This is a genomic window from Rouxiella silvae (assembly GCF_002093625.1).
Classification (GTDB): domain Bacteria; phylum Pseudomonadota; class Gammaproteobacteria; order Enterobacterales; family Enterobacteriaceae; genus Rouxiella; species Rouxiella silvae.
Window position 1 is genome coordinate 23,946 of sequence record NZ_MRWD01000045.1, and the last position, 24,525, is coordinate 48,470.

At 48.3% G+C, this 24,525-nt stretch carries 24 protein-coding genes; 18 read left to right on the plus strand and 6 right to left on the minus strand.

All coding sequences use genetic code 11. The annotated features are described in order from the left end of the window. Positions 1 to 253: 253 nt before the first annotated feature. Both BS639_RS17425 and BS639_RS17430 read right to left on the minus strand, forming a co-directional pair. A protein-coding gene (locus tag BS639_RS17425; RefSeq protein WP_139804130.1) for an IS3 family transposase occupies positions 254 to 1,428 on the minus strand; the annotation gives its coding sequence in 2 pieces (ribosomal slippage) (positions 254 to 1,185 and positions 1,185 to 1,428; 1,176 coding nt in all). A 183-nt stretch (positions 1,429 to 1,611) separates the two neighbouring features. Next, complete coding sequence (locus BS639_RS17430; RefSeq protein WP_084983779.1) at positions 1,612 to 2,598, minus strand: aldo/keto reductase; 987 nt, start codon at positions 2,596 to 2,598, stop codon at positions 1,612 to 1,614. 556 nt (positions 2,599 to 3,154) lie between these two features. Between BS639_RS17430 and BS639_RS17435 the strand changes: the two genes are divergently transcribed. The 5 genes from BS639_RS17435 to BS639_RS17455 all read left to right on the plus strand — a co-directional run bounded on the left by BS639_RS17435 (position 3,155) and on the right by BS639_RS17455 (position 7,625). Further along, positions 3,155 to 3,625: a carboxylesterase family protein gene (locus BS639_RS17435; protein WP_084983780.1), complete on the plus strand. Its 471-nt coding sequence runs from the start codon at positions 3,155 to 3,157 to the stop codon at positions 3,623 to 3,625. 391 nt (positions 3,626 to 4,016) lie between these two features. Further along, positions 4,017 to 4,769: an SDR family oxidoreductase gene (locus BS639_RS17440; protein ID WP_084983781.1), complete on the plus strand. Its 753-nt coding sequence runs from the start codon at positions 4,017 to 4,019 to the stop codon at positions 4,767 to 4,769. Positions 4,770 to 4,904: 135 nt separating this feature from the next. After that, a complete protein-coding gene (locus BS639_RS17445; RefSeq protein ID WP_084983782.1) occupies positions 4,905 to 5,648 on the plus strand; it encodes an isochorismatase family protein in 744 nt (247 codons plus the stop codon). 93 nt (positions 5,649 to 5,741) lie between these two features. Further along, a complete protein-coding gene (locus BS639_RS17450) occupies positions 5,742 to 6,830 on the plus strand; it encodes an aldo/keto reductase (RefSeq protein WP_084983783.1) in 1,089 nt (362 codons plus the stop codon). A gap of 207 nt (positions 6,831 to 7,037) precedes the next feature. Next, a complete protein-coding gene (locus tag BS639_RS17455; protein ID WP_233427702.1) occupies positions 7,038 to 7,625 on the plus strand; it encodes an SDR family NAD(P)-dependent oxidoreductase in 588 nt (195 codons plus the stop codon). Positions 7,626 to 7,739: 114 nt separating this feature from the next. On the opposite strand, the gene BS639_RS17460 is transcribed toward BS639_RS17455, so the two are convergent. Further along, positions 7,740 to 8,933, minus strand: a complete 1,194-nt coding sequence (locus tag BS639_RS17460) for an MFS transporter (RefSeq protein WP_084983784.1) — start codon at positions 8,931 to 8,933, stop codon at positions 7,740 to 7,742. Positions 8,934 to 9,063: 130 nt separating this feature from the next. Here BS639_RS17460 and BS639_RS17465 point away from each other — a divergent pair, with 130 nt between their 5' ends. Further along, positions 9,064 to 9,960: a LysR family transcriptional regulator gene (locus BS639_RS17465; RefSeq protein ID WP_084983785.1), complete on the plus strand. Its 897-nt coding sequence runs from the start codon at positions 9,064 to 9,066 to the stop codon at positions 9,958 to 9,960. A gap of 47 nt (positions 9,961 to 10,007) precedes the next feature. On the opposite strand, the gene BS639_RS24930 is transcribed toward BS639_RS17465, so the two are convergent. Together BS639_RS24930 and BS639_RS17475 are read right to left on the minus strand one after the other, a co-directional pair. Beyond that, the gene (locus BS639_RS24930; RefSeq protein ID WP_158086939.1) at positions 10,008 to 10,163 is read right to left on the minus strand and encodes a hypothetical protein; all 156 of its coding nucleotides are present in this window, start codon (positions 10,161 to 10,163) and stop codon (positions 10,008 to 10,010) included. A gap of 205 nt (positions 10,164 to 10,368) precedes the next feature. Beyond that, positions 10,369 to 11,694, minus strand: coding sequence for an NTP/NDP exchange transporter (locus tag BS639_RS17475; RefSeq protein ID WP_206601164.1), 1,326 nt, complete (start codon positions 11,692 to 11,694; stop codon positions 10,369 to 10,371). A gap of 417 nt (positions 11,695 to 12,111) precedes the next feature. Between BS639_RS17475 and BS639_RS17480 the strand changes: the two genes are divergently transcribed. From BS639_RS17480 to BS639_RS17495, 4 genes are all read left to right on the plus strand, one after another. After that, the gene (locus tag BS639_RS17480) at positions 12,112 to 12,645 is read left to right on the plus strand and encodes a DUF2255 family protein (protein ID WP_080496746.1); all 534 of its coding nucleotides are present in this window, start codon (positions 12,112 to 12,114) and stop codon (positions 12,643 to 12,645) included. Positions 12,646 to 12,715: 70 nt separating this feature from the next. After that, positions 12,716 to 13,987: an NAD(P)-dependent alcohol dehydrogenase gene (locus tag BS639_RS17485; protein ID WP_084983787.1), complete on the plus strand. Its 1,272-nt coding sequence runs from the start codon at positions 12,716 to 12,718 to the stop codon at positions 13,985 to 13,987. Positions 13,988 to 14,076: 89 nt separating this feature from the next. Further along, positions 14,077 to 14,601, plus strand: a complete 525-nt coding sequence (locus BS639_RS17490) for a (R)-mandelonitrile lyase (protein ID WP_407690316.1) — start codon at positions 14,077 to 14,079, stop codon at positions 14,599 to 14,601. A gap of 10 nt (positions 14,602 to 14,611) precedes the next feature. After that, on the plus strand, positions 14,612 to 15,394 hold the full coding sequence (locus tag BS639_RS17495) for a carboxymuconolactone decarboxylase family protein (RefSeq protein WP_084983789.1): 783 nt from the start codon (positions 14,612 to 14,614) through the stop codon (positions 15,392 to 15,394). Positions 15,395 to 15,432: 38 nt separating this feature from the next. On the opposite strand, the gene BS639_RS17500 is transcribed toward BS639_RS17495, so the two are convergent. Further along, positions 15,433 to 16,326 carry a LysR family transcriptional regulator gene (locus BS639_RS17500; RefSeq protein WP_084983790.1) on the minus strand — a complete coding sequence of 298 codons (894 nt, stop codon included), beginning with the start codon at positions 16,324 to 16,326 and terminating at the stop codon, positions 15,433 to 15,435. Positions 16,327 to 16,536: 210 nt separating this feature from the next. Here BS639_RS17500 and BS639_RS17505 point away from each other — a divergent pair, with 210 nt between their 5' ends. The 8 genes from BS639_RS17505 to BS639_RS17540 form a co-directional block, all read left to right on the plus strand. Beyond that, positions 16,537 to 17,610, plus strand: a complete 1,074-nt coding sequence (locus tag BS639_RS17505; protein WP_084983791.1) for a PQQ-dependent sugar dehydrogenase — start codon at positions 16,537 to 16,539, stop codon at positions 17,608 to 17,610. A 132-nt stretch (positions 17,611 to 17,742) separates the two neighbouring features. Then, a complete protein-coding gene (locus BS639_RS17510) occupies positions 17,743 to 17,970 on the plus strand; it encodes a tautomerase family protein (RefSeq protein WP_084983792.1) in 228 nt (75 codons plus the stop codon). 131 nt (positions 17,971 to 18,101) lie between these two features. Next, positions 18,102 to 18,863: a glucose 1-dehydrogenase gene (locus tag BS639_RS17515; RefSeq protein ID WP_075336884.1), complete on the plus strand. Its 762-nt coding sequence runs from the start codon at positions 18,102 to 18,104 to the stop codon at positions 18,861 to 18,863. A gap of 122 nt (positions 18,864 to 18,985) precedes the next feature. Further along, positions 18,986 to 21,355: a membrane-bound PQQ-dependent dehydrogenase, glucose/quinate/shikimate family gene (locus BS639_RS17520; protein ID WP_084983793.1), complete on the plus strand. Its 2,370-nt coding sequence runs from the start codon at positions 18,986 to 18,988 to the stop codon at positions 21,353 to 21,355. Positions 21,356 to 21,423: 68 nt separating this feature from the next. Next, positions 21,424 to 22,602, plus strand: coding sequence for an arabinose transporter (locus tag BS639_RS17525; protein WP_084983794.1), 1,179 nt, complete (start codon positions 21,424 to 21,426; stop codon positions 22,600 to 22,602). A 224-nt stretch (positions 22,603 to 22,826) separates the two neighbouring features. Next, positions 22,827 to 23,231, plus strand: coding sequence for a (R)-mandelonitrile lyase (locus BS639_RS17530; protein WP_084983795.1), 405 nt, complete (start codon positions 22,827 to 22,829; stop codon positions 23,229 to 23,231). Then, entirely contained in the window at positions 23,228 to 23,974 is a 747-nt protein-coding gene (locus BS639_RS17535) for an SDR family oxidoreductase (protein WP_084983796.1), read from the plus strand. The genes BS639_RS17530 and BS639_RS17535 overlap by 4 nt, the downstream gene beginning before the upstream one ends. 108 nt (positions 23,975 to 24,082) lie before the next feature. Further along, positions 24,083 to 24,525: aldo/keto reductase (locus tag BS639_RS17540; RefSeq protein ID WP_139804131.1), on the plus strand; the 443-nt coding region annotated here is incomplete at its 3' end.

Genomic DNA, 24,525 nt, shown 5'->3' on the forward strand with positions numbered 1-24,525 from the left:
TTTAACCAATTCATATGGTTAGATTATTTATAAAGTTAATCTAGGTAGCGCGCAAAAAAGCTACGGAGATGTTGTCTTCCAGTGCATTATTGTCGTAAATTAATTCTTCATATACTTTACTCAAAGTATTCTCAGAATGGAGATCATAAATATCATGGTCATCAAGGTGGGACCAAAAGCCATCGGTGCAAATAATCAGGGTTTCACCCGCCGTTTGTTCTCGCTCAAACCACTGGAGCTTATGCTGAAGTGGTCAACAAAAACTGGCCACGGCTTTAGAGTTTTTCCAAAACAATCTTTCTGATTCATTCGGCGTCAAACCACCATTATATTGATGAGGTCTGAGCTGGCTGTAATATCCTGTGATGTAATTCGTTATTGCCGTGCTGGCATGGCTAAAATTAGCGTAGCCATTATCCGGTACCCACTCTGTTTTCAGACTTCTGAAGAACCGTTCCATTGGGCTGTTATCCCAGCAATTTCCCCGGCGACTCAGACTTTGCTTTATCTGATATCTCCACAGTAACTGCCTGAAATTCCTGCTGGTATAGTGACTGCCTTGATCCGAGTGATACAGTAAATTAGCCGGTTTTCCCCGTGCTTCCCAGGCCATCGACAGGGCTTTACCTGTCAGTGCTGAATCAGGGAAAAATGACATCGCCCAGCCAACCGATTTACGGGAAAACAAATCGAGTACTACAGCCAGATAAGCCCAGCGTTTTCCCGTCCAGATATAAGTCACATCACCGCACCAGGCCTGATTAGGCTCGGTAACAGCAAACTGGCGATCCAGATAATTAGGGATCTCAATGTGTTCCTTAGACGCCTTCTTATAACGATGGCCAGGTTGCTGGCAGCTGAAAATATTGAGCGCTTTCATTAGCTTTGTTGCCCGCCAGCGGCTCAGTTTTATACCTTTGGTGGTGACCATCGCGGCAATGCTTCGCGCTCCTGCTGAGCCGTTACTTTCGCGATAAACTTCACGCACAAGGCTCAGTAATGCCACTCTCGTGGCGTCAGGCTTCCTGGGCTGCCGCCAGTATTTATAACTGCTGCGATGAACCCCAAACACGTTGCACACAACGGCAACAGGAAACCGCGCCCTGAGTTTCTCAACTAATGAGAATTGTTCAGGGAGTCTGACATCAAGAGCGCGGTAGCCTTTTTTAATATATCCCTTTCTATTTCAACGCGTTGAAGTCTTTTCTTTAGCTCGCGTATTTCAATCTGCTCAGGTGTCATGGGTGAAGCAGTGGGTGATTTTCCCGCTCGCTCTTCTTTCAGTTGTCGAACCCATTTGTCCATTGTGGATTTGCCGACGTTCATTGCCGTAGCAGCGGCGGCAACGGTGTAATGCTGATCGAGTACAAGCTGGGCAGCTTCGAGGCGAAACTCGGGGCTAAAATTGCGTCTGTTACGTCCGGTCATAATGTCACCTGTTTTTACTGTGAGGTGATGATATCACCTCTATTCAGGTGGCCAAATTCAGTGTGCCACTACACTATGACTGAATCCCATGCAACCTAATCAGTGGTAGAAAGGTCCAGACTACCAAGTTTTCCTTGTTCATATTTCCCTTCTTGATAAATAGTAAAAAGGCTGTTTCGCCTATCAAGTCTGATCAATGAGCTCAAGTTCAGAATCAGGTAGTCGTTTTCCCATGCATTGGAGCTCATTTAATTTCTCGTTGAAGCTTGCCAACTCCTGCTTGGAGAATACGATATTGGTTGCACCAAGGTTTTCATAAAGATGCTTTTCCTTACTAGTGCCAGGTATAGGGATAATCCACGTCTTTTGTGCAAGCAACCAAGCAAGTGCAATCTGTCCAAGCGTGGCCTTTTTGAGAACAGCATACTCTGTAAGGAGGCTAATAAAAGCATAGTTTGAACGCATAGAATCTGGCGAAAACCGTGTACAGTCTGCCCTTATGTCCGTTTTCTCATCAAAACGTCTATCTTGAGAAATTTTACCGGTCAGGAAACCTTGACCAAGGGGTGCCCAGGGAATAAAACCTATTCCAAGTTCTTCACAGACGGGCAATACATCCTTTTCCCATAACCTCGCCCATATAGAATATTCATTTTGGATGGCGGTAACAGGATGAATACTATGAGCGCGTCTGATAGTCGCAGCACTGGCTTCTGAAAGCCCATAATGAAGAATTTTCCCTTCTTCAACGAGTTCTTTCAGTGCCTCAACAACCTCTTCAATAGGTATTGTCGGATCTACACGATGCTGATAATACAAATCCAAATGGTCAGTACGTAAGCGCGTTAATGATTCCTCGACTACTTTTTTGATGTGCTTGGGATTGCTGTTTAAACCAGGATAATTTTCAAGTGTGTACCCAAATTTTGTAGCAACTACGACGCGATCACGAAATGGCTGGATGGCCTCGCCCACAATTTTTTCATTTTCACGTTTGCCATAAACTTCCGCTGTATCAAAAAATGTCACTCCTCGATCATATGCTTCGCGGATCACTTTTATAGCCTGAGATTTATCTGTGGCAGGCCCGTAGCATTGGCTGACATTCATACAGCCGAAACCCAGTTCTGATACCTTCAGGCCGCTTCTGCCAAGTTCACGAGTTTTCATGATTACCTCAATTTGGTTGTTCTAAATTCTTTTAAATAATTGAAAGTGCATCTCTTAAGAAGAATGAAACAATTTCAAATCTATGCAGATATAAAAGTTTAGAATAGTGACTGGATAAAACTATGGCTAAATAGCAATAAGATTTATGAGGTAAATTAATTAATTGACGCCGATGGATACGGACAATTTAAAATAAGAACTGCGGCCATCAGAGGTACGAAAAAGATTATCGCGAGAGCTAGAACTGTCATCATCAGTAGCACGCCGGCCAGCGTTAGCTTCAGGGCTTTGCGTATCATTGCGCGGCGCAAACTATTTTAGATGCGTTAACGGGCACATTATTGAAACTTTTTTCACTAACTAAAATAAAATAGTGAGTAGATTAACGTCAACTGTCATTAAATTTTCTCATATCGGTTATCACAGAAAGACCCTTCTTAAATGTCATGCCGTTCATTAAAGTTACCTTTCACGGCTTAGCCCACCTAGGCCTCTACAATATTTCGTTGAGTGTTTTATTTCTTTTTGAAGCCCACTGTAGAACAGGAAGATTTTTATGCATTGCGCTTTGAAACGGTTACTCATCGCGGCAGATATAGGTTTCCTGATGCCACGTCTACATGCGGCTGAAGAAAAACTCACCCCCCTGTTGCAAATCGATAGTGGGGAGCTAAGAAGTATTGAACAGGAAAACATGAATGCCTACCTTGGCATACCCTACGCAAAACCGCCCGTTGGTAGTCTGCGTTGGATGCCACCGCAAAAAAATACACCTTGGAAAATGCCCTATAGCGCAACAAAGTTCGGAAATTTTTGTGCTCAAAATGCCGAGCTTGGCGTATTTGGTAAAGCGGGTGGGAGTGAAGACTACCTCTATCTAAATGTTTATCGCAGCAAAGATGTAAAAGGGTGCGATAAGAAACTGCCAGTTCTTTTCTGGATCCACGGAGGCAGTTTATGGGTGGGTACCAGCAATGATTATGATCCCAGTATGAATTCGCCGAAAGAACGACTCCGTCATATTTAAAACCGACCACATTCTTTTTAGGAGCTGCCCATGCCTCTGAACTGGCCTACCTTTTCCCAGGATTTCATGGTGGTAATGGCTTGCCTGTGAAGCTGCACGCCCTGCAAACAAAACTTGCGGAGCAGAGCTGGCGCGTTGACGTCAGGCAACTCAACATGGCCGCGATACAACAAATCTGAAGATAACTATATGCGTCTGATATTGCCCGCTGCGGAGATGGGATCTGGCAATTTCAACGAGACTCATTATTGTGCTTTCTGGGGTCAAGCTGGAATTTATTGAGAATTTCAATGCATGAACTGAGAGCTAAAGCCAAATAACATTGCCACTTCGTCGGAACATGCAAGTTGGAGCGGTGTAGTTCGTTAGTACTCAAACAGGTAGGAAATTTATGACCCATAATGTGAATATAGAAGGCAAAGTCATCGTTATTACCGGAGCAAGCAGTGGGCTGGGTGAAGCCACTGCGAGACTGTTGGCCTTAAATGGGGCTAGTCTGGTACTGGCGGCCCGAAGAGAAGATCGCATTCAGGTTCTGGCGGATGAATTAAAGAAAACCAACGGAAAGATCATCGCAGTTAAGACAGATGTGACTCAGTGCGATCAGGTGCAGCGCCTTGTCGATACGGCGGTCAATAAGTTTGGCCAGGTTGACGTCATCATCAATAACGCGGGCGTCATGCCGCTTTCACTGTTAGAAAAATGCGAAGTGAAAGAGTGGGACCAGATGATTGATATCAATATTAAAGGCGTTCTGTACGGGATTGCGGCAGTGCTTCCCTACATGAAATCGCGTAAAAGCGGTCATATTATTAATGTGGCCTCGACGGCGGGCCATCGTGTCATGCCGACATCCTCAGTGTATTCCGCAACGAAATATGCCGTCAGAGTTTTGTCAGAAGGGCTGCGTCAGGAAGTCACGCCTTACAATATCCGCACAACGATCATTTCTCCCGGGGCAAGTTCTACTGGCCTGTTAGACGGGATCAGTGACGGTAATTTGCAGGATACCATCAGGAAAAGCGCATCTGCTTTTTCATTGCCGCCTGAGGCCTTTGCCAAAATGGTTCTGTTTGCGATTGAGCAGCCTGATGAAGTTGATGTTAACGAAATCCTGTTCCGCCCAACCTCGCAGGAAAAGTAGCGGTTCACTTTTTTGAGAACGCAAACCCCTCCCCCCGATGTGTAAAAGCCGGGGAGCATTCGCTACGCACACCCTCTTTATTTAGGCCGCCAAGAGTACATTGCCCGAAAAGTCAGAGAGAATCTGGAGAAATCAATGCCCTATCCCAGCCATGCAACGCCATCATTAGCTGCGTCCACCTCTAGCGTGAGTCATACCAGAGCTTTTTTCCTCAGTATTAGCTTACTGACTGCAGCGATCATTTCAGCACCGGTTAGTGCTAATACTAAAATGCAGCCGGCTCCCCCGGCTCCCATCGTCAATAGTGACAATCACATTCTTAATGCTCGTGATGTGCAGATCATTTTTGTTGATTTACAGCCAGAGCTGATTAAAGGAAGTCAGACGGTAAAACCTGAAGCACTGGCGGGCAATGCCGCCATTCTGGCTAAAGTCGCCAGCCTGACGCACGTCCCAGTGACGTTTTCAATCGTGCCGGTTCAGGGAGAGGCTGGCCACAATATTCCAGAACTGAGCCAGTACGCCACGGTTAACAATACCGTGCCGCGAGTTATGGCTGGAACGTTTATGGAACCCCGACTGGTTTCTGCTCTTGCATCTCATCACCGTAAAACGCTGGTTATTTCTGGCTTCGCGACGGAAGTCGCCGTGCTTCAGACGGCGCTGGATGCACGCAAGGCCGGATATACGGTGTATGTTGCGATGGACGCGACGGGCAGCCGCTCGGGCCGCACGGAAAGTGCGGCGATGCAGCAGATGGAAATGGCGGGTGCCATACCGACATCTGTACTGGCGGTTGCTGCACAGCTTGCCCCTAATTTTTCTAAAAAGCCGGGTTCAGATGTTCTGGCCACATTTGATTCACTCAGTTCCCCTTAAGCGATAATCACAGTCATTACCCTTCGCGGTTTGCCTAAAACCGCTATGCGAATACCCATGTAATCCGAAAGTTATAAGTAAGGAGTATCTAAGATGAAATATCGCAAGCTAGGTAAAACCGGCACTGCCGTATCAGAGCTGGCACTGGGTACGATGTATTTTGGTGAAGAAACCAATGAAACCGATGCGTTTGCCATTCTTGATACATTTACCGACGCAGGCGGCAGCCTGATTGATACCTCAAACGTATACGTCAACGGAAAGTCCGAGGAGGTGCTTGGCCGCTGGCTGGCGGCCCGACCTGCTGAAGTTACAGACCGGCTGGTGATCGCCACTAAAGGCCGCTTCAGCGCCAGCTCCGACGTCAATGACTCCGGGCTGTCACGCCGTCATCTGCAGCGCTCACTGGAAGGTTCATTGAAGCGTCTTGGTTTGGAACAGGTTGACCTTTATCAGCTTCACGCCTCTGACATGGAGACACCCGTTGAGGAAACGCTCCTTTTTCTCAACGATGCCGTACAATCAGGCAAAATTAACTACATCGGCCTGTCTAACTTTACCGCCTGGCAACTCCAGTTGATGATTTCGACCGCTAAAGAGATGGGGTTGTACCTGCCTGTATCGCTCCAACCCCAGTACAGCCTGCTGTCGAGGGAGATTGAATGGGAAATCGTGCCTGCGGCACTTTATAACGGGATCGGTCTGTTGCCATGGTCTCCGCTGGCTGGCGGCTTCCTCGCCGGAAAATATCAGCGTGGTGGCGTTCCGGCTGCGGATACGCGTGCAGGCTCGAACAAAGCACTCTATCAGTTTGTGTCCGGTGAGTATGCGGAATCTGAACGTAACTGGGCAACCATCAATCTGGTCAATCAAATTGCGCAGGAAATGGGCGTTTCATCAGCACAGGTTTCACTGCGCTGGCTGGCCGAGCGACCGGGCGTTATTGCCCCAATTTGCGGCGCACGTACCGTTAATCAACTAAAAGATAATCTGGGAATGGTGAACGTTACGCTGAGCGACGTGGCAATGCATATGCTGGATGAGGTCAGCAAACCGGTTTCAGGTGGCTATCCCTACGGTGAGTTTGGTCAGTGGCAGCGTGAACGCTGGATGCAGGATGGTTCGCCGGAGCCCATACCCGTGGTAACAGCCGGTTCATCGCATCCGTTAGGAAACAAATGACCGCGCTACTAAAAACACGCTGATAACCCACCGTTGGTCCCTTTAGTTGGGGCCAACGGATCAGCACTTCGTCCTATATTTGCTTTCGACGACCTCTAGGCCATATCAGATATCAATCGGGAATAAGCAAAAAATGAAAACCTTTGTCAGTATTGGCACCGGCCCGGGTATCGGTTTTGCTACCGCAGAACGCTTTGCCCGTGAAGGATTTCGAATCATCCTTACCGCACGCAACCTGGAACGTACCACCGGGCTCGCTCAGCGCTTCAGGCGCAAGGCTTTGATGCGGAAGTCTACGCCCTCGACGCCACTGACGCTGATAAAGTTGTCGCTTTAATCGCGGAGATAGAAGCCAGCCATCGTGCTGTGGATGTGCTGCATTACAACGCGGCGAGCTTGCGCAAGGCGACGCTTGCCGTTCAGCCTGTGGAAACCTTCAACAGCGATCTGGCCGTGAATATCGGCGGTGCAATGGCAGCCGCTCAGGCCGTCATGGCTACAATGTCAGCGCGTCAGTCAGGCTCAATTCTTCTGACTGACGGTACGTTAGGTATTAACCCCAGCCCTGGGCATCTGTCACTGAGCATCGGTAAAGCGGGTATTCGCGCACTGACGTTAGGCCTGTTCGATGCCACCAAGGAAAAGGGAGTCCATGTCGCAACGGTTACGGTCGGTGCCTATTATGTACAGCTGGACTCCGGAGAAGCTTCAGAGATTGCTGAAGAGTTTTGGAAATTGCATATTCAGAAGGATAACTGGACAGCTGAAACGATCTATTCCCCTTCAGCAGAATAGACGCACGAGATACTCAGCTTCCAGCATGCCCAGCAGAAAATGGCGATGGGACACGCATCCCGCCAGCGGCAGTAACAGAATTGCCGCTGGCGGGTATTACCGATTTACGTTCTGTTAGTTGTTCATTGCCGGACGAATGCGAAACAGAATTAATGCCGCCGCACAGATAAGCGTGACTGCGCTACCAATGATGGCGCCGTATGCGCCGGTGCGATCAATAAGGAAACCCCCCATGCCTGCACCGACCGTAACAGCCAATTGAATGGCTGCAACCTGCAATCCACCGCCACTTTCGGTCTCGTCCGGTACTGCGCGAGTCAGCCAGGTTGTCCAAGCAACGGGCACGGCACCAAACAGAAAGCCCCACACCACGACTAACAGAGCAACAATGATGGTCGACTGTCCGATCACCACCAGTGCAAAGGCCAGAGCAGACATACACAAGGGCATCAGTGCCAGAGTCATGCGCAGGCTACGTGCCAGCATCATCCCGGCAAAAGATGTTCCGGCAATATTGGCGACACCGAAGCAGAACAACAGTGTCGATACGCCATTAACGCCAAAGCCGGCGGCCTGTTCTAGGAATGGTCGAAGGTAAGTGAAGAAGGCAAAATGTCCGCCGAACACTAATGCCATACCCAGCATACCTGCACCAATTTGCGGCCTTTTCAGCAGGCTGAAAAGTGTGCCTAAACTGGATTGGCTGCGGGGCTGCATCTGTGGCAGCACCCGCCATTGCCAGACTAATCCCACCACACCTAATAATGCAGCTGCATCAAATACGCCGCGCCAGCCGATCAAGCCACCGAGCCAGGTACCCAGGGGAGCCGCTATGGCCATTGCAATCGACACCCCGCCAAAGATGATTGAAAGTGCGCGCGGAATGCTGGCTTCAGGGACCAACCGCATCGCGATGGCCGCCGCCATTGACCAAAAGCCACCGAGCGAAACTCCCAGTAAAACGCGACCGGCAATTAAGGTGGGGTAGCTCGACGAAATGCTGACCAAGGTATTGGATACGATATAAATTAGCGTAAACATCAACAACACCAGACGGCGATCAAGCCGACGGGTTGCCGCTGCAATAAACAGGCTGGCTATCATCCCCACGACCGACGTAGCCGTAACGGCTTGACCCGCCATGCCTTCTGACACATTGAGCGCCGAGGCAATCGGCGTCAGCAGGCTTATAGGCAATAGTTCCGCCGTGACAAGACACACCACGCTAAATGACAGAGAAAATACGGCACTCCATTGCGCATTTGATGGGGCTAATGTCTTTTCTTTTATTATTGAGCTTTGACTCATAATTTACGTCTCTAATGGTTTTGCACTGAAATACGCGGCAGAGCAGTGTGAATAACAACGATCATTTTAAGGAATGCGGTGCCATCTAAGAAGTGTCATACTCAGATTACTGGTATGAGGTAAATTCATAATGAGCACCATAAACTTTAATGGCCTGTCTGTGTTTATCGTTGTTGCACGTGAACGAAGTTTTACCCGGGCAGCGGCGCACCTTGGTATTTCGCAGTCTGCAGTTAGCCATAGCATCAATGCGCTGGAAGAAAGTCTGGGAATGCGGCTGCTAACACGCACAACTCGGGGGGCTGCGCCGACAGAGGCTGGCGAACGGTTATTGTCTAATCTGACACCTTATTATGCCGGGATAGAAGCTGAGCTTTCAGCCTTAACAGCACTTTGCGAGAAACCCTCCGGCACGGTGCGGATCAGCACTCACGACCATGCTGCTACCACCATTATCTGGCCTAAATTGGGTCCGTTGCTGCGGAACTATCCTGATATTACCCTCGAGATCAATATTGATTATGGATTAATCGACATCGTCTCAGAACGTTATGATGCAGGTGTCCGAAACGGTGACCAGATAGCCAATGACATGATCGCGATGCGGATATCCCCCGATTATCGAATGTTAGTGGTCGGCTCGCCTGATTACTTTGCGCAGCATGACGCTCCAATGACTCCTCATGATTTGATAGCACATAATTGTGCCAATCTACGGCTTTCGACTCATGGCGGGATATATGCCTGGGAGTTTGAGAAAGACGGAAAATCCGTAAATGTGCAGGTGCCGGGACAGATGATTTTCAACACATCACCTCAACTCCTCACTGCTGCATTGGAAGGCTATGCTTTAGCGTATGCCCCTGAGGACTTGGTGGAGCCTTATATTAAAGCAGGCAAACTTGTTACCGCTCTCGAAGACTGGAGTCCACATTTTCCTGGCTATCATCTCTATTATCCAAGTCGACGCCACTCTCTGCCTGCCTTTCAACTGGTTCTCGATGCGTTACGTTATCAGGTGGGATAACGGATTACGTGAACACCCATCCAGTACCGACGTCGTCTGAAAACGCTTCAGACTCTGTTTGGATTGAGCACAAATTTCTCGCCGATAGCCCGACGCGCATACTCGCTAATGATATCGGGCCTGCGCAACTCGGTAAACGAAATCACACGCTTGTAGTTGATAGTGAAAGTCGTTTTGATTTCGTTCGCGATGCGTTGCTTCATTTCCCCTACTTCAGCAGGGGGAGCTTGTTGAGTGAAATGAATACTGCTCCCATCGCCCATTCCAGAACGAAGGCGAGGTTAAACCGCCTCTAGCCGTCTAAACCCATCAACTTGCTTGTGCATGCCAGAACCATACCGGCTATAGGTTGCTGCTGATTTATTCAGGACGACTTCATCGCGGCAAGGATCTTAATGAGACTCAGATTTAATGTTGTTCAGGATTGTTGATAACGGCATATTTTTCATGTTTACGCCCGAGCCAGATACTCATGCCCAGCCACAAACAGCTGAAAGGCACGGCGACAATCGCAATACCACTCAGACTTAAACCCGCAGCAATGAATCCGGCATAAGTCCAGCTTGCCAGTTGATCGCCCGCCCGATAGACAAATGTGTCGATAAAGTGTTTAGTTTTATAGCGATCTTCTCTGGAGACTGAGATGAACAATATCTCCCGTGCCGGGCGGGCGAGTGCATAGTTACTGACACGTCTGGCGACCTGAACGGCAATAAACAATGTTACCGAAGAATGGCTAATCAAGGCGGCAAAACCCAGGGCACTAATTAAAGGTAAGGCGCAAAGTGTAAAGGCCACTCCCAGCCATCCCAGTATTCTGCTGGTCAGTAGCAATTGAAACAGCAATGTAAATACGCTCACCCAGAAATCAATATTGGCGAAAAAGGCTGTTCTGCTGTTTCTATCGATGAAAACAGACTCGGCAATACTGGCCTGATGGAAGTAAAGAATGGTGGAGGTGGTGGAGTAAAAGAAAATAAACAGCGCAATAGAAAAGAGGTAAGGAGAGCGAAAAGTATGCGCCACTCCGGTAAAAATGCCACCGCCTATTGGCTGCTGCTTATGGCTGTGCGTGAAATTAATGCCCTGAAGATTATGAGCTTTAGCCAGACGCTGAGAAGCAAAGACCGCGCATTCAATTAACACCATGGCGATAAGTAACAGGCCATTCTGGCCGATCTTATCAACCAACCCTGAAGTTAATGATGATCCGGCCATCCCTCCCAATGTTGCACCTGTTGCCAGAAATCCAAAGAGACGCTTACTCTGCTCAGCAGTGAAAATATCAACGACGAATGACCAAAAAACCGAGACAACGAAGAGATTAAAGACCGAAACCCAGATAAAAAATATCTGTCCAATCCAGACATTCTGTTCAGGTGATGCGAATTTAAGTGCAGCAAGAAATATCAGCAGATGGAGTGAAAAGAAGCGATACGTCAGCTTGATAAATTGCTCCCGACTGCATCGCTTTACCAGCCAGGCGAAAAGAGGATTGACCAACAGCATGGCAAGCAGAGTACCCGTAAAGAGCCATGGGAGATTTTTTACGCCGCCTGCCACCCCGAGCTCATCACGAATGGGGCGCAGGATATAATAAGAGATAAAAAGGATAGAAATATAGAGCCATGACCAAAATAATAATCTGGCTTCGCATGTGGTTACGTGTGTAATATTAAATGTACTACGCGTAGCCTGAATGAGCCGAAAAAAACCAATTCTGTCAGTAGACAAAAGTCGCACCCTCCCTTATGGAAGTTTATTTCAGTCAGCCATTTATCGTAAAAAAATAGCTTTGATGTTACCCAATATATTGAATTATCGCTATGACGTTTAGCGGGCAAATGATATGAGTCAGATTCATAATTAAACTGGCAGGTTCAACCTCTGACCAATTAGAAACCATTGCATTAAATGTCTTTTAATGTCATCAACTGTAAAGAAATCTCAATTTTTATTAATGAAAGCTACTCATGTCTGTATTGCGTTTTTTAGCATAGCGCATATAAACTGACTGATATAACATCAGTTATGAATAGCCCGAACTGGAAAAGAGTTTTTATTTAAAATAAATTTACTTTCATACTGCTATTTAAAATGTGCGAGTTATTTAACTCATGCTATCGGGATGTCTGTATTTTAGGAGGTTGTATGATATTTATTAAACGCGCCAGGCGTTCCTTTGCGTTATTATTTGGTGCCCTTATATTTTCAACAACCAGTCATGCCGCAACGTCTGATGCAGCGCCATTCGGTAACGCTAAAACTCTCAGTGCACGTGATGCAACCCTGGCAGCGGCACGGTGGTCATCGACTGAATTCAATCAAATTATTAAAGCCGATGATCTTCATATTGCGCCCTTTCGGGAAGATGGTATGACCTATGGCACGCCGACATGGATTTGGTGTGTTGAGGTTGACGGTAATCTTTATGTCCGAGCATATAACGGACAACGCTCAAGCTGGTATCAAGCGGCCTTACGAGAAAAAGCGGGGAAAATTATCGCAGCCGGTATGACAAGAGAAGTCAGATTTGAACACGTTACGGGGGCTGTGAATGAACAAATCGATAATGCATATAAGGCCAAATATCAGGGCAGCCGCTACCTCGGCCATATGATCAGTGATGGCTCGAAAAATGCCACCATCAGAATTGTTCCCCTGAACCTGAAAAGTGCTGGCTGATAAATTTCCGCTGATATTTCTCTTCAAATACGGCACCGGTGAACTAAGTCATAGTATGGAGACAAGTGTAATGAACAATTCTGCCGACAGTCGCGCGATTGACAACAGCGATGACCAACCAAACGTCAACGCCCGGCGACGAAACTTGCTCAAAAGTGCGATGACAGCTGCACTTGTCGGCTCTGGAATGGGTGCAGCCTCTTTGATGGCGCCATCTGCCTCTGCGGCCAGCACACCCGCAAGATTAAAGAACCTCGTTGGTCCGATATCCACGAATAACACTATTCCAGCAGTGGGCTATGCCGTATACGCAAGCGATCAGCCAATGCGTGCATTTAAATTTCTTCGTCGTCCTGTTGGGCCAAAAGATGTCGCCATCGAAATACAGTATTGTGGCGTTTGCCATTCAGATATCCATACTGGCCTTGGTCATTGGGGACCACAAAAGCTGCCGCTTATCACTGGCCATGAATTGGCGGGCGTGGTCGTCGCCGTTGGCGGTTCGGTAAGTCGTTACCGTGTAGGTGATCGGGTTGGTGTGGGGTGCATGGTGGATTCCTGCGGCGTTTGCTCAGAGTGTACCGTTGGATTTGAACAGTTCTGTACCAAGGGAACCACCTGGACTTATGGCAGCCCGACCAGCGATCCCACAGGCGTCACACAGGGAGGATATTCAAACGTTGCCGTGGTGAAAGAGCATTTTGTTATTTCAGTACCGGATAACATCGAGCTAGCCGCCGCCGGTCCGATTATGTGCTCAGCAGTCACCGTCTACTCTCCTCTGCGTCACTGGGATGTGCGTCCCGACAGTAAGATTGGCATCGTCGGGTTAGGCGGTTTGGGGCATATTGCGGTCAAGCTGGCGAAAGCAATGGGAGCCAAGGTTATCGTCCTTACTACGTCGTCAGACAAAGTCGCTGATGCTAAAAAGTTTGGTGCCAGTGATGTCATCGTTAATTACGATAAAGCGTCAATGGATAAGTATTCCCGGAGCCTGGACTTTATTTTAGATACCGTTCCCTACAAACATGAGATGGATCCTCTGGTTAGCTTACTCAAACGCGATGCCACACTATGCCTAGTGGGTGTAGGTAAAGCAGACGAGCCCAATCAATTGGCGCCAATCACCAATGTACTTGCAAGAAATTCGTTTGCAGGTTCGTTAATTGGCAGTATTCGGGAAACGCAGGATGTCATCGATTTTTGTTCTCAGCATAATATTAGTCCTGAAGTTAATTTAATTCCTATTCAACAGATCAATAGTGCCTGGCGAGAGGTAATAGATAAAAAAGCACGTTATCGTTTCGTTATTGATATGACTTCACTGAAGAAAGAGATCTAAATTTAATAATTATTGCTGGTCATTAAGCAATTAGCTCCCCGTTTTTGTCAAAAACGACATTTTTAAAAATATTCATTAATCTGGAGATAATGATGGCTCGAATAACCTCTGCGGCACTCTTGATAACCGTAATGGCCAGCGCTTCAGCTATGGCTGACAATAATCCGTCTTCTCAGGATTCGGATAATAAAGCCGTAACTGAGAAAGTCTCCATCAGTAAAAATGGCTCCCGTCCCTGGCTTAAAGGCCCGGAACAAAACTTCACCGGAACCGTCCGCGTTGAACCGCTTTTCACTCAACCGCAATCGCCCGTTCGCACCACGGTTGGACAGGTTAATTTTGAGCCTGGCGCACGGAGTGCCTGGCATACGCATCCACTAGGGCAAACGCTGGTGATTACGTCTGGCTCGGGATGGACTCAGGAATGGGGTGGGGAGAGAAAAACAATCCATGCTGGCGACATCATCCATTGTCCGCCGGGGGTAAAGCATTGGCATGGCGCAACGGCGACCACGGGCATGACGCATCTGGCCATCCAGGAAGGTACGCCTGAAGGTAAAAATGTTGAGTGGATGGAAAAAGTCACAGATCAACAATACAACCGCGAACTGTAAGGGCATCGTTATGCGATTACATGCTTTAACACTCTGTTCACTGGCGCTTTTGCTTAGCGGTTGTGTTCACAATGCAAGTAACAATCAGCCCGTTCCATCATCCCCTTCATTGGCTGAACTGGGCGAGGCGTCGCCTGCGTTAGCGCACTACACACAAAAATACGTTGATGATGATTTATGGAAAAGAACGCAGCTTAGCCCACGCGATCGCAGCATTGTCACCTTAGCTGCGCTGATTGCCCGTAACGATCGTGTTGAATTGCCTTACCATCTCAACCTTGCACTCGATAATGGCGTAAAGCCGGGTGAGATTTCTGAGATTGTCGCGCATCTCGCGTTTTATAGTGGCTGGCCAAGTGCGACATCTGCCGCTGAAATTACGCGCTCGGTCTTTGCACAGCGAGGAATAACCCAAAGTCAGTTACCACCGGTGAATGTCACACTACTGGGTGTAGATGAAAAGGCAGAAACGGCAAGATCGACGCAGGTGGCCAGTAGCTTCAATAGCGTATCTTCTGGCACGGTAGAATTCACGGAGAAAGCCGTATTTGGTGATCTCTGGCGACGTCCGGGACTGACGCCACGCGATCGCAGCATGGTCACTGTGAGTGCGTTAATCACCAGTGGTCAGGTGGAGCAAATTGGCTACCATCTCAATCGCGCAATGGATAATGGCCTTACGCAACGCCAGGCATCAGAAATGCTGACCCAACTGGCATTTTATGCAGGATGGCCAAAAGTGTTCTCAGCTTTACCGGTTGCAAAAAAGGCATTTGAAGCCCGAAACAGTTAAAAAGCAGGCAGGTATTGAGCGCATCAATGCCTGTCTGTTCAGGCCCGATACCGCAAAGCTTCAACCACGAGAGAGAACGCTTTTGACGCGTTACGACGGTTAGGATAGTAAATATGAAGTCCTTCCCAGTAAGGCGTCCACTCTTCCATTACGTTGATTAGCTGTCCTGATTTGATAAATGGCGCGGCCAGTTCTTCTGGTACGTGAGCCAATCCAAATCCGGCGACAGCAGCATTCACGATCTGAAAAACACTGTGAAAAATTATTTGCCCTTCAACCCTGGCCGTCACTTCCCTCCCATCTTTCTCAAATTCCCAGACATAAAAGCCGCCATGTGTTGGCAGACGCAAATTAATGCAGCAGTGCTTGAGTAAATCCGACGGAGAGGTAGGTATAGATTTGCCTGCAAAATAATCCGGAGAACCCACCACCAGAAAACGCAAGTCGGGACCGATGCGCGATGAAATCATACCATTCGCTAACTGCCCGCCCAACCTTACTCCGGCGTCATAACGTTTCTCCACGATATCAGTGAGACCGTAATCATTGACGAACTCAATGTTGATATCGGGATAGGTACGCAGCAAGGGGGACAGTTTTGGCCAGAGAATGGTTTCAATCGCAAAATCCGTTGCTGAGATACGAATAGTTCCTGCTGGTTTCTCTTTTAAATCATGAAGAACGGCCAATTCACTGAAGATGTCATCAAACTTAGGCGCGAGGCTGGCAAGCAACTGTTCACCAATCTCAGTGGGTGAGACGCTTCGTGTGGTCCGGGTCAGCAAACGTACACCCATTTTCGCTTCGAGCGATCGCATGGTGTGACTCAGTGCAGACTGAGATACACCCAGCTGCGCAGCTGCTCGGGTGAAACTTTGTTCACGCGCCACGGTGACGAATGCGACTAAATCGTTGAGGTTATCGCGGGCCATCTTTCGTTACTCCTGCGCCAAAAGGAATGCGATTTAACACCATATTTCTAAACGTGTCCATGAATCAGATAAACGACGATAAAAGTTATTGGTGAAGATTCTTCATGACCGCATTCCGATCCCGGTGCTAATCACTTTGCGTGATTACCGCTACCTTTATGATGAAATCGTTAGCTCCCGACGTTTGAAAGATTGTTGAAAGGAACGTGAATGAAAGCATTGTTAATGGGTTTGTCGATATCATTCTGCGCCGCAATGGCACCGGTGTCTGAGAGACTGGCGGAACAAAAATCGCTGAAAGAAGTGATCAAACCAGTCATCAATAATGACTGGAAAATGGAAGTGATCACCAATGAACTTAATTATCCCTGGAATATTGAAGTTGCTGGCGATCAGCTCATTGTGACTGAAGCGGCAGGAAATATTGTCATGCTGCAGCAGGGAAAACTTCAACGTTACGCGGTAAAGACATCTGACCCCGTCGTTAATGAGGGCGGTGCAGGATTATTGGGAATGGCGCTTGCCAGGGATTTCACCACGAGCGGTGTAGCCTGGCTCTATCATACCTATCGCTCAGATTCGGCGCTTTTCAATAAAGTGATCAAGGTTCATTTCGACGGAAAACAATGGCAGGAAACGGATGTGCTGGTATCACGCATCCCCGGGCATCGTCTGTATAACGGTGGAAGAATTGCCATTGGCCCTGACGGCAACCTCTACGTCACGACTGGCTGGACTGAAACTGAAGAGCGCCCACAGGATTTACAGAGCCTTGCTGGCAAAGTGCTAAGAATGACCCTTGATGGTAAACCTCCAGGAAATAATCCCGTCGGCGGTTCACTCATTTATTCCTGGGGACACCGCAATCCCCAGGGACTGGCGTGGAACCCACGCGGCGAGCTTTTCGTTACAGAACACGGTCAACTCACACACGATGAAATTAATCTGGTTACACCGGGCAGTAACTATGGATGGCCAGTGATACAAGGTGATGAGGAACATGCGGGTATGAAAAAGGCCTGGCTCAATTCGGGCAAGCACACCTGGGCACCCTCCGGCGCGACCTATGTAGGAGAGGAACTGTTGGTTGCTACGCTTGGTGCGAAAGGCTTGTATGCCTATGACAGAGATAACCGCAATTTAAAGCAAATTTTCAGTTCCGGCGATCGCTTGCGGGATGTTACAGCAGTTAATGATGATATCTACGTCATAACGACCAATCGCTCTCCCAGGGCTGCGGGACCTTCTGTGGATCGATTGATTAAACTTACGTTGGTTCGTTAAACCATTATGAAGAAAACGAATTCACAGTTATGAGAATCCTTCATGATTCCATCCCATGGTTGATGGGTAATCATCATAATCCTGTAGTGCTAATATCAATCACTCAGAATCCAGTTAATCAGGGAGCCAATTATGCCTCATGTCATTGTTAAAATTGTCGGACAGTCTGAAGAGAGTAAACAACGGATTTCTGAAAAATTAACGCAGACCCTTACTGATACGCTGAGCATAGATGAACAATTTGTTTCTATTTCGATTGAAGATATCGTCAAAGAGAACTGGGTAGAGGATGTGTACAAACCAGATATTCTGGAGAAGAGTGATTCTCTCTATAAAAAACCTGGCTACGACCCTCTTTAATGATAATGGCCTAAGAAAGACATTACTCATTTAATTAACTCTGCATAAATTACATTCTTTTCACAATGATGACGCACATTGTCGATGACATGTGTTGTCGGCTTCTTATACGTTGAAGACAGGAAAAAACAATGAGCTTTTCATTTAAAGATCAGGTTGCACTGATTACCGGTGCAGCTTCCGGAATGGGACTGGCAACAGCCAACGCTTTCGCAGCAGCGGGTGCTTCGGTTGTCATGGCTGATATAAGCGAAGAAGCGGTAAAGGCAGCCGCCGCTGCGTTAAACGATGCGGGTTACAAAGCGCTGGGTATTCGCTGTGATGTTGCCAATATTGATGAAGTTAAAGCCATGGTCGATCAGGCCGTTGCGACGTTTGGCCGCATCGATGTTGCATTTAATAATGCAGGCGTGCAAAGCCCGGTAGCAGAAACTGCCCTTGCAGACCCGGAAGATTACGACTTTGTTATGGATGTGAATCTTCGCGGTATCTGGAACTGCATGAAGTACGAACTTATTCAGATGAAGAAGCAAGGCAGCGGTGCAATCGTTAACAATTCATCGTTGGGTGGTCTGGTCGGCATTGCCGAGCGTGGTATCTACCACGCCTCAAAACATGGTGTAGTCGGTCTGACCAAAAGCGCCGGTTTAGAATATGCGCCACAAAATATCCGCGTAAACGCCATCTGTCCCGGCATCATTGAAACCCCGATGGTTTCAGGCATGCTGGAAAGCCAGCCTGAAGCCATGGCTGAATTAATGAAAGATGTACCGATAAAACGACTGGGGCGTGCAGAAGAAATTGCAGATGCCGTGCTGTGGTTATGCAGTCCAGCTTCCAGCTTTGTCATTGGTCATGCATTGCCCGTCGATGGTGGCTATACAGTGCGTTAATTTGAAAAAGGTTCGCTTCTTTATTGAGGCGAACCTTTCACTTTCTAAAAATATCCTCGCAAGCCTGAAGCGAATTAATAACACAATACCTGTAAGTAACGTTAATAAAAGGATATTAAAAAATGGTTACGACAAAAAAGTCTGGGGCCGCTAAGGTCGTTACGATAATTCTGGCAATTATTGTGATTGCTGTGGGCATATTTATGCTGGCAGGCGGTATTTATTTAATCAGTCTTGATGGTTCCTGGTACTTTGCGCCAACAGGGTTAGTGATCGCTGTTTCAGGTGTGCTACTGGGCATGCGGCGACCTTCAGGTGCGGCACTTTATCTCTTTGCACTGATCGCGAGTGTCCTGTGGTCTGTCTGGGAGGTCGGCTTTACTTTTTGGCCACTGATCTCTCGTCTCTTTGCGCTGTCAGTATTAGCGTTATTTATTATGTTGAGCGTTCCTCTTCTCAACTTTAAACATCGCACACCGCCAAAAAAGGTTTCTTTCAGTGCTGCTGGCATTATTTTCATTGTCTTAATTGCTGCAGGCTGGAAGGCATTCATACCGCAACCGCTTGTCATGGAAGCATCGCCACCTCAGCCTGTTATGGGTAAAGCCTCTGGTGCTGAACCGGGTGCTGAGTGGCTGCATTATGGTCGAACGCCTGCAGGAACACGCTTTGCTGATGCCGACCAGATTACGCCAGAGAATGTATCTAGGCTGAATGTTGCATGGACATATCGCACGGGTGAGATCCCGAAGGGTCCCCAAGCGCATGTTGTCACCCCGTTGTTTGCTAATGGCATGCTTTACGGTTGTACGCATTCGAGCCAGATATTTGCGCTCAATGCAGAAACCGGTAAGGAAATATGGCATTACAATCCACATGCCAGCGGCAATTTTTTCCCACGCTGTCGTGGCGTCGCTTTCTACGATGCATCAACCGACCCCGTTGCCACATCTCAAGGTATTGACATTGCTGCCGTTTGCCGCCGCCGCGTTATTTCAACCACAGTTGATGCACGTATTGTCGCGCTGGATGCGCAAACGGGTAAACCCTGTGAAGACTTTGGTGAACACGGCATTGTTGACTTACACACCGGTATGGGAACGTTCAAACCCGGATTTTATTTCCCCACTGCTGCACCGACGGTGGTACGCAACCTGGTCGTGGTAGGCGGTCTGGTTCAGGATAATCACGAGACGGGTGAACCTTCTGGCGTTATCCGTGCCTTTGATGTGCATTCAGGCAAGCTGGTATGGGCGTGGGATCTTGGTAATCCCGCCATTACCGCCCTTCCGCCTCAAGGTGAAGGCTACACGCCTGGAACGCCGAATGTCTGGTCGACCCCCGCTTATGACGACAAACTCGGGTTGATTTATCTTCCGACTGGAAATGCCACACCCGATTTCTGGGGCGGTCACCGCACACCTGCGGCTGATAAATATTCTTCTTCAGTAGTAGCTCTGGACATCACAACAGGTCGTGAGCGCTGGCATTTCCAGACTGTTCACCATGATCGCTGGGATTACGACGTACCTTCGCAGCCTGCACTTTATGATGTGCCTGATGGAAAAGGCGGCACGACTCCGGCGTTGATACAGACGACCAAACGCGGTGAGATATTCATGTTAGATCGCCGTACAGGGGTTCCTATTGCAAAAGTTGAAGAACGTCCCGTTCCCCAGGGCGGCGTCAGCGATGATCGTAGCTCACCGACTCAGCCTTACTCTGTGGGTATGCCTTCCATCGGTACAGAGCCACTGAAAGAATCCCGTATGTGGGGAATGACGCCGCTGGATCAGCTGGTCTGTCGCATTGAATTTCGTCAAGCGCGGTATGAAGGCGAGTTCACCCCGCCATCCGAAAAAACCTCAATTTTCTTCCCTGGCTGGGCGGGCGGCATGAACTGGGGTTCATCTTCCATCGCCGAGAACCGGGGTTACCTGCTGGTGAATGATTCGCGCATGGCAGTGTTGAATCGTTTGGTTCGTCGCCAGCAATATGATGCTACCGTTAAGGGCGACGGCACGCATGATGGCGGTGCACCTCAATATGGTACGCCATGGGGTGTTGAGCAGTCGCGCTTCCTGTCCCCGTTAGGTATTCCCTGCCAGGAACCGCCATACGGAACCTTAACGGCTATCGATCTCGCGACCAGAAAGATTGTCTGGTCAGTACCGATGGGTACGGTCGAGGATACTGGACCGCTAGGGATCGCAATGCATTTGCCGCTCCCCGTTGGCTTACCCACCCTCGGTGGACCTGTTTCAACTGCTTCAGGGCTGGTCTTCATGGCGGGTACGCAAGATTACTACATCCGCGCTTTGGACATCAAAACGGGCAAGGAGCTGTGGAAAGGACGTTTGCCTGTGGGAGGAGAAACTACACCAATGACCTATACCGCCCAAAATGGTCGTCAGTACGTGGTAATCAGTGCCGGAGGGAATCGCACAACACCTATCAGGGGGGACTACATCATTGCCTTTGCACTCCCTTAACATGACTAATGCCCTTAACGCCCGCTGAATGGCGGGCTTTTTGGTGATTTTTTTAAGAGATATTCGTTATGCAAAGTGAGTCTATGCAGTCTGATGAATCAATAAGTTTTATGCGGATGCTAATGACATTGATGCTGGTTGTCTTGGCCGGTTTTTTAATTATCGGCATCGCACTACCGGTACTTCCCCGTTACGTTCATTACCAACTGGGATTTGGAACCTTTGCTGTTGGTTTGGTGACGGGCGTGCAGTTCGCCGCATCTTTGTGTACCCGCTTTGCAGCGGGTCGTTATGCCGATCAGTACGGTGGTTGCCGATCCATTTATCTTGGCCTGATTATGGCGATTGTAGGTGGCGTGTTTTATCTGGTCTCAATCCCTTTTACTGCACAGCCTGCCCTGGCTATTACGCTGGTATTACTAGGAAGAGCCGTTGTAGGTGGAGCTGAAAGTTTCATTATTACGGGCGGAATGACGCTCGGACTGGCGCTGGCAGGCGGTAAACAAACTGGCCGGGTGATTGCCTGGGTGGGGACGGCCATGTTCGCCGCTTTTGCCCTTGGCGCGCCATTAGGAACATTTATCTTTGATCACTCTGGTTTTATTGCCATTGCCGTGACAACGGTAGTTCTGCCGTTTGCCGCGATGGCCATGGTACGCGTTCTTCCTGAACGAGTAGCGCCCTCAAATCAAAAAGGAACGCTTTCACAGGCGTTGTCTTCAGTATGGTTACCAGGTTTGGGGGCTGCCTTTAATGGCGTGGGTTACGCCGCCTTGCTGTCATTTTCGGTACTGCTGTATTCCCAGAAAGGTTGGGGGATGGGTTGGTTACCCATCACGGCGTTTGCTGCTGCATTGATCGCTGCACGACTGTTTATGGGACAGCTTATCGATCGTTCTGGTGGCACTCTGGTCGGTGTTTTATTTTCTCTGGTGACCGCTGTTGGTCAGGGACTGCTGTGGGCAGCACCTTCGCCGTGGATTGCAGCAGCAGGCGCAGCGCTGACAGGTGCCGGTTGGGCCATGGTTTATCCCGCATTTGGTTCTGAAGCAGTTAAACGTTTAGGTGGCTCGAACAAAGGCGTGGCGATGGCGACTTACTCCGCATTCCCTGATCTTGCCATTGGATTGACCAGCCCCCTCTTAGGTCTGGTGGTGCCGGCCGGTCAAATGAACATGGCATTTTTATGGAGTGCCATTCTGGTGTTACTTGCAGTGCCTGTTGCACTGCTCGCAGCGAAGAAGTGAACTGTGTTATAGGCCAGAATCACACAAATTATTGGTGAGTAATTCTCATATATGCATTCAGCATTAGAGGGTTAATCGCGAGTAATCTTTTAGGCATACTGGTATCCCAATTTTGCAGTAGACAGTACCGAGCTGAAAGTAATCTTTCTTTCCAGGGCAAAAGCCCTGACATGCCGAATCATCTGCGTATCAAAAATGATTACTTCAAATTTTAAGGAAATGAAATGACTACAATTTTCAAAGCGGGTTCACAGGCATCAATGGTTGGTCCTGCAGACTGGTTTACTGGCACCGTACGTATTGACCCGATGTTTGCCACCGATGAAAACGCACGAGCCAGTGCTGGTCACGTAACGTTTGAACCAGGCGCACGTACAGCGTGGCATACCCATCCACTGGGACAGCGTTTGATTGTGACTTCAGGTTTTGGTTACGTGCAAACCTGGGGCGAGCCTGCACGTGAAATCCGAGCGGGTGACGTGGTTTGCATTCCTGCACATGAAAAACACTGGCACGGTGCCAGCGCGACAACCGCAATGACCCATATTGCCATTCAGGAAGCACAAGATGGCAGCGTCGTTGAGTGGCTGGAGAAAGTCACCGATGAGCAATATGGGGACACTAAATGAGCAATAACATCAACGGAAAAGTCATTGTCATTACAGGTGCCAGCAGCGGACTGGGTGAATGCACTGCACGTACCTTAAGCGCAAAAGGCGCGATTGTTGTTCTTGGGGCACGACGAATTGATCGTCTTGAAAAATTAGTCCATGACATTGAGAGCGGGGGTGGCAGAGCGCTTGCAGTTGCCACCGATGTCACAGATAAGTCTCAGGTTGAGAACTTGATGAAAGCAGCGGTCGATAAGTTTGGCCGGATTGATGTCCTTCTCAATAATGCCGGATTGATGCAGCAGTCCATGCTGGAAAGCCTGAAGGTAAATGAGTGGGATAATATGATAGACATCAACATTAAAGGGACGCTTTATGGTATTGCCGCTGTTCTTCCTGTCATGAAAGAACAGAAGTTTGGCCATATCATTAATGTCTCTTCGATTGCGGGTCATAAAGTGACACCTGCTGGCGTGATTTACTGCGCGACTAAGCATGCTGTTCGCGTCATTAGCGAAGGGCTGCGTTCCGAGGTGAAACCCTATAATCTACGCACCACGATTATTTCTCCAGGCGCGGTAGATACTGAGCTGACGAACCATATCACTGAAGAAGGTGTCGCTGGACAAATCAAGCAATTCTATGACGAGCATGCCCTTCCTCCGTCCTCGTTTGCGAGTGCTGTAGAGTTCGCGATTACTCAGCCAGAGAATATCGATATCAACGAAATTCTTTTCCGACCTACCAGTCAAGAGATGTAATTCAATCCACATGAGCCCAAATGTTTATTTCGGGCTCTTTTTTTCTAATTTAGGATTATTTGACGGTGAAATTGCCTCCCCGTTATTTAATGCTGTGAAGGAGGAAAGATGAAGACGCGTATTTTAGGAAAATCGAACTTAAAAGTTTCACCAATTGGTTTAGGGTGTATGGGATTCTCCCAAAGTTATCCCCCCTATATATCTGACGCAGATGCCATCAAATTTATTCGCACCGCATATGAAAAAGAAGTGACATTTTTTGACACTGCGGAAGTCTATGGCCCCTATATTAATGAAGTTTTACTGGGGAAAGCATTAGCGCCTTTTCGCAATGAGGTCGTGATCGCATCCAAATTTGGATTTGATTTAGCTAAAGGCAACGATACAGATGGCCCTAATGGTCGCGCAGTGGGCCTTTCCAGCCGACCGGAGTCAATACGTGCGGCAGTCGAAGGTTCATTACAGCGCCTGGGGACTTGTAAGCACACCCGTTTTAGTTCCACGCACTTTTTGAGATTTCCGTATTTTCGGCCATCAGCCTGTACTCTTCC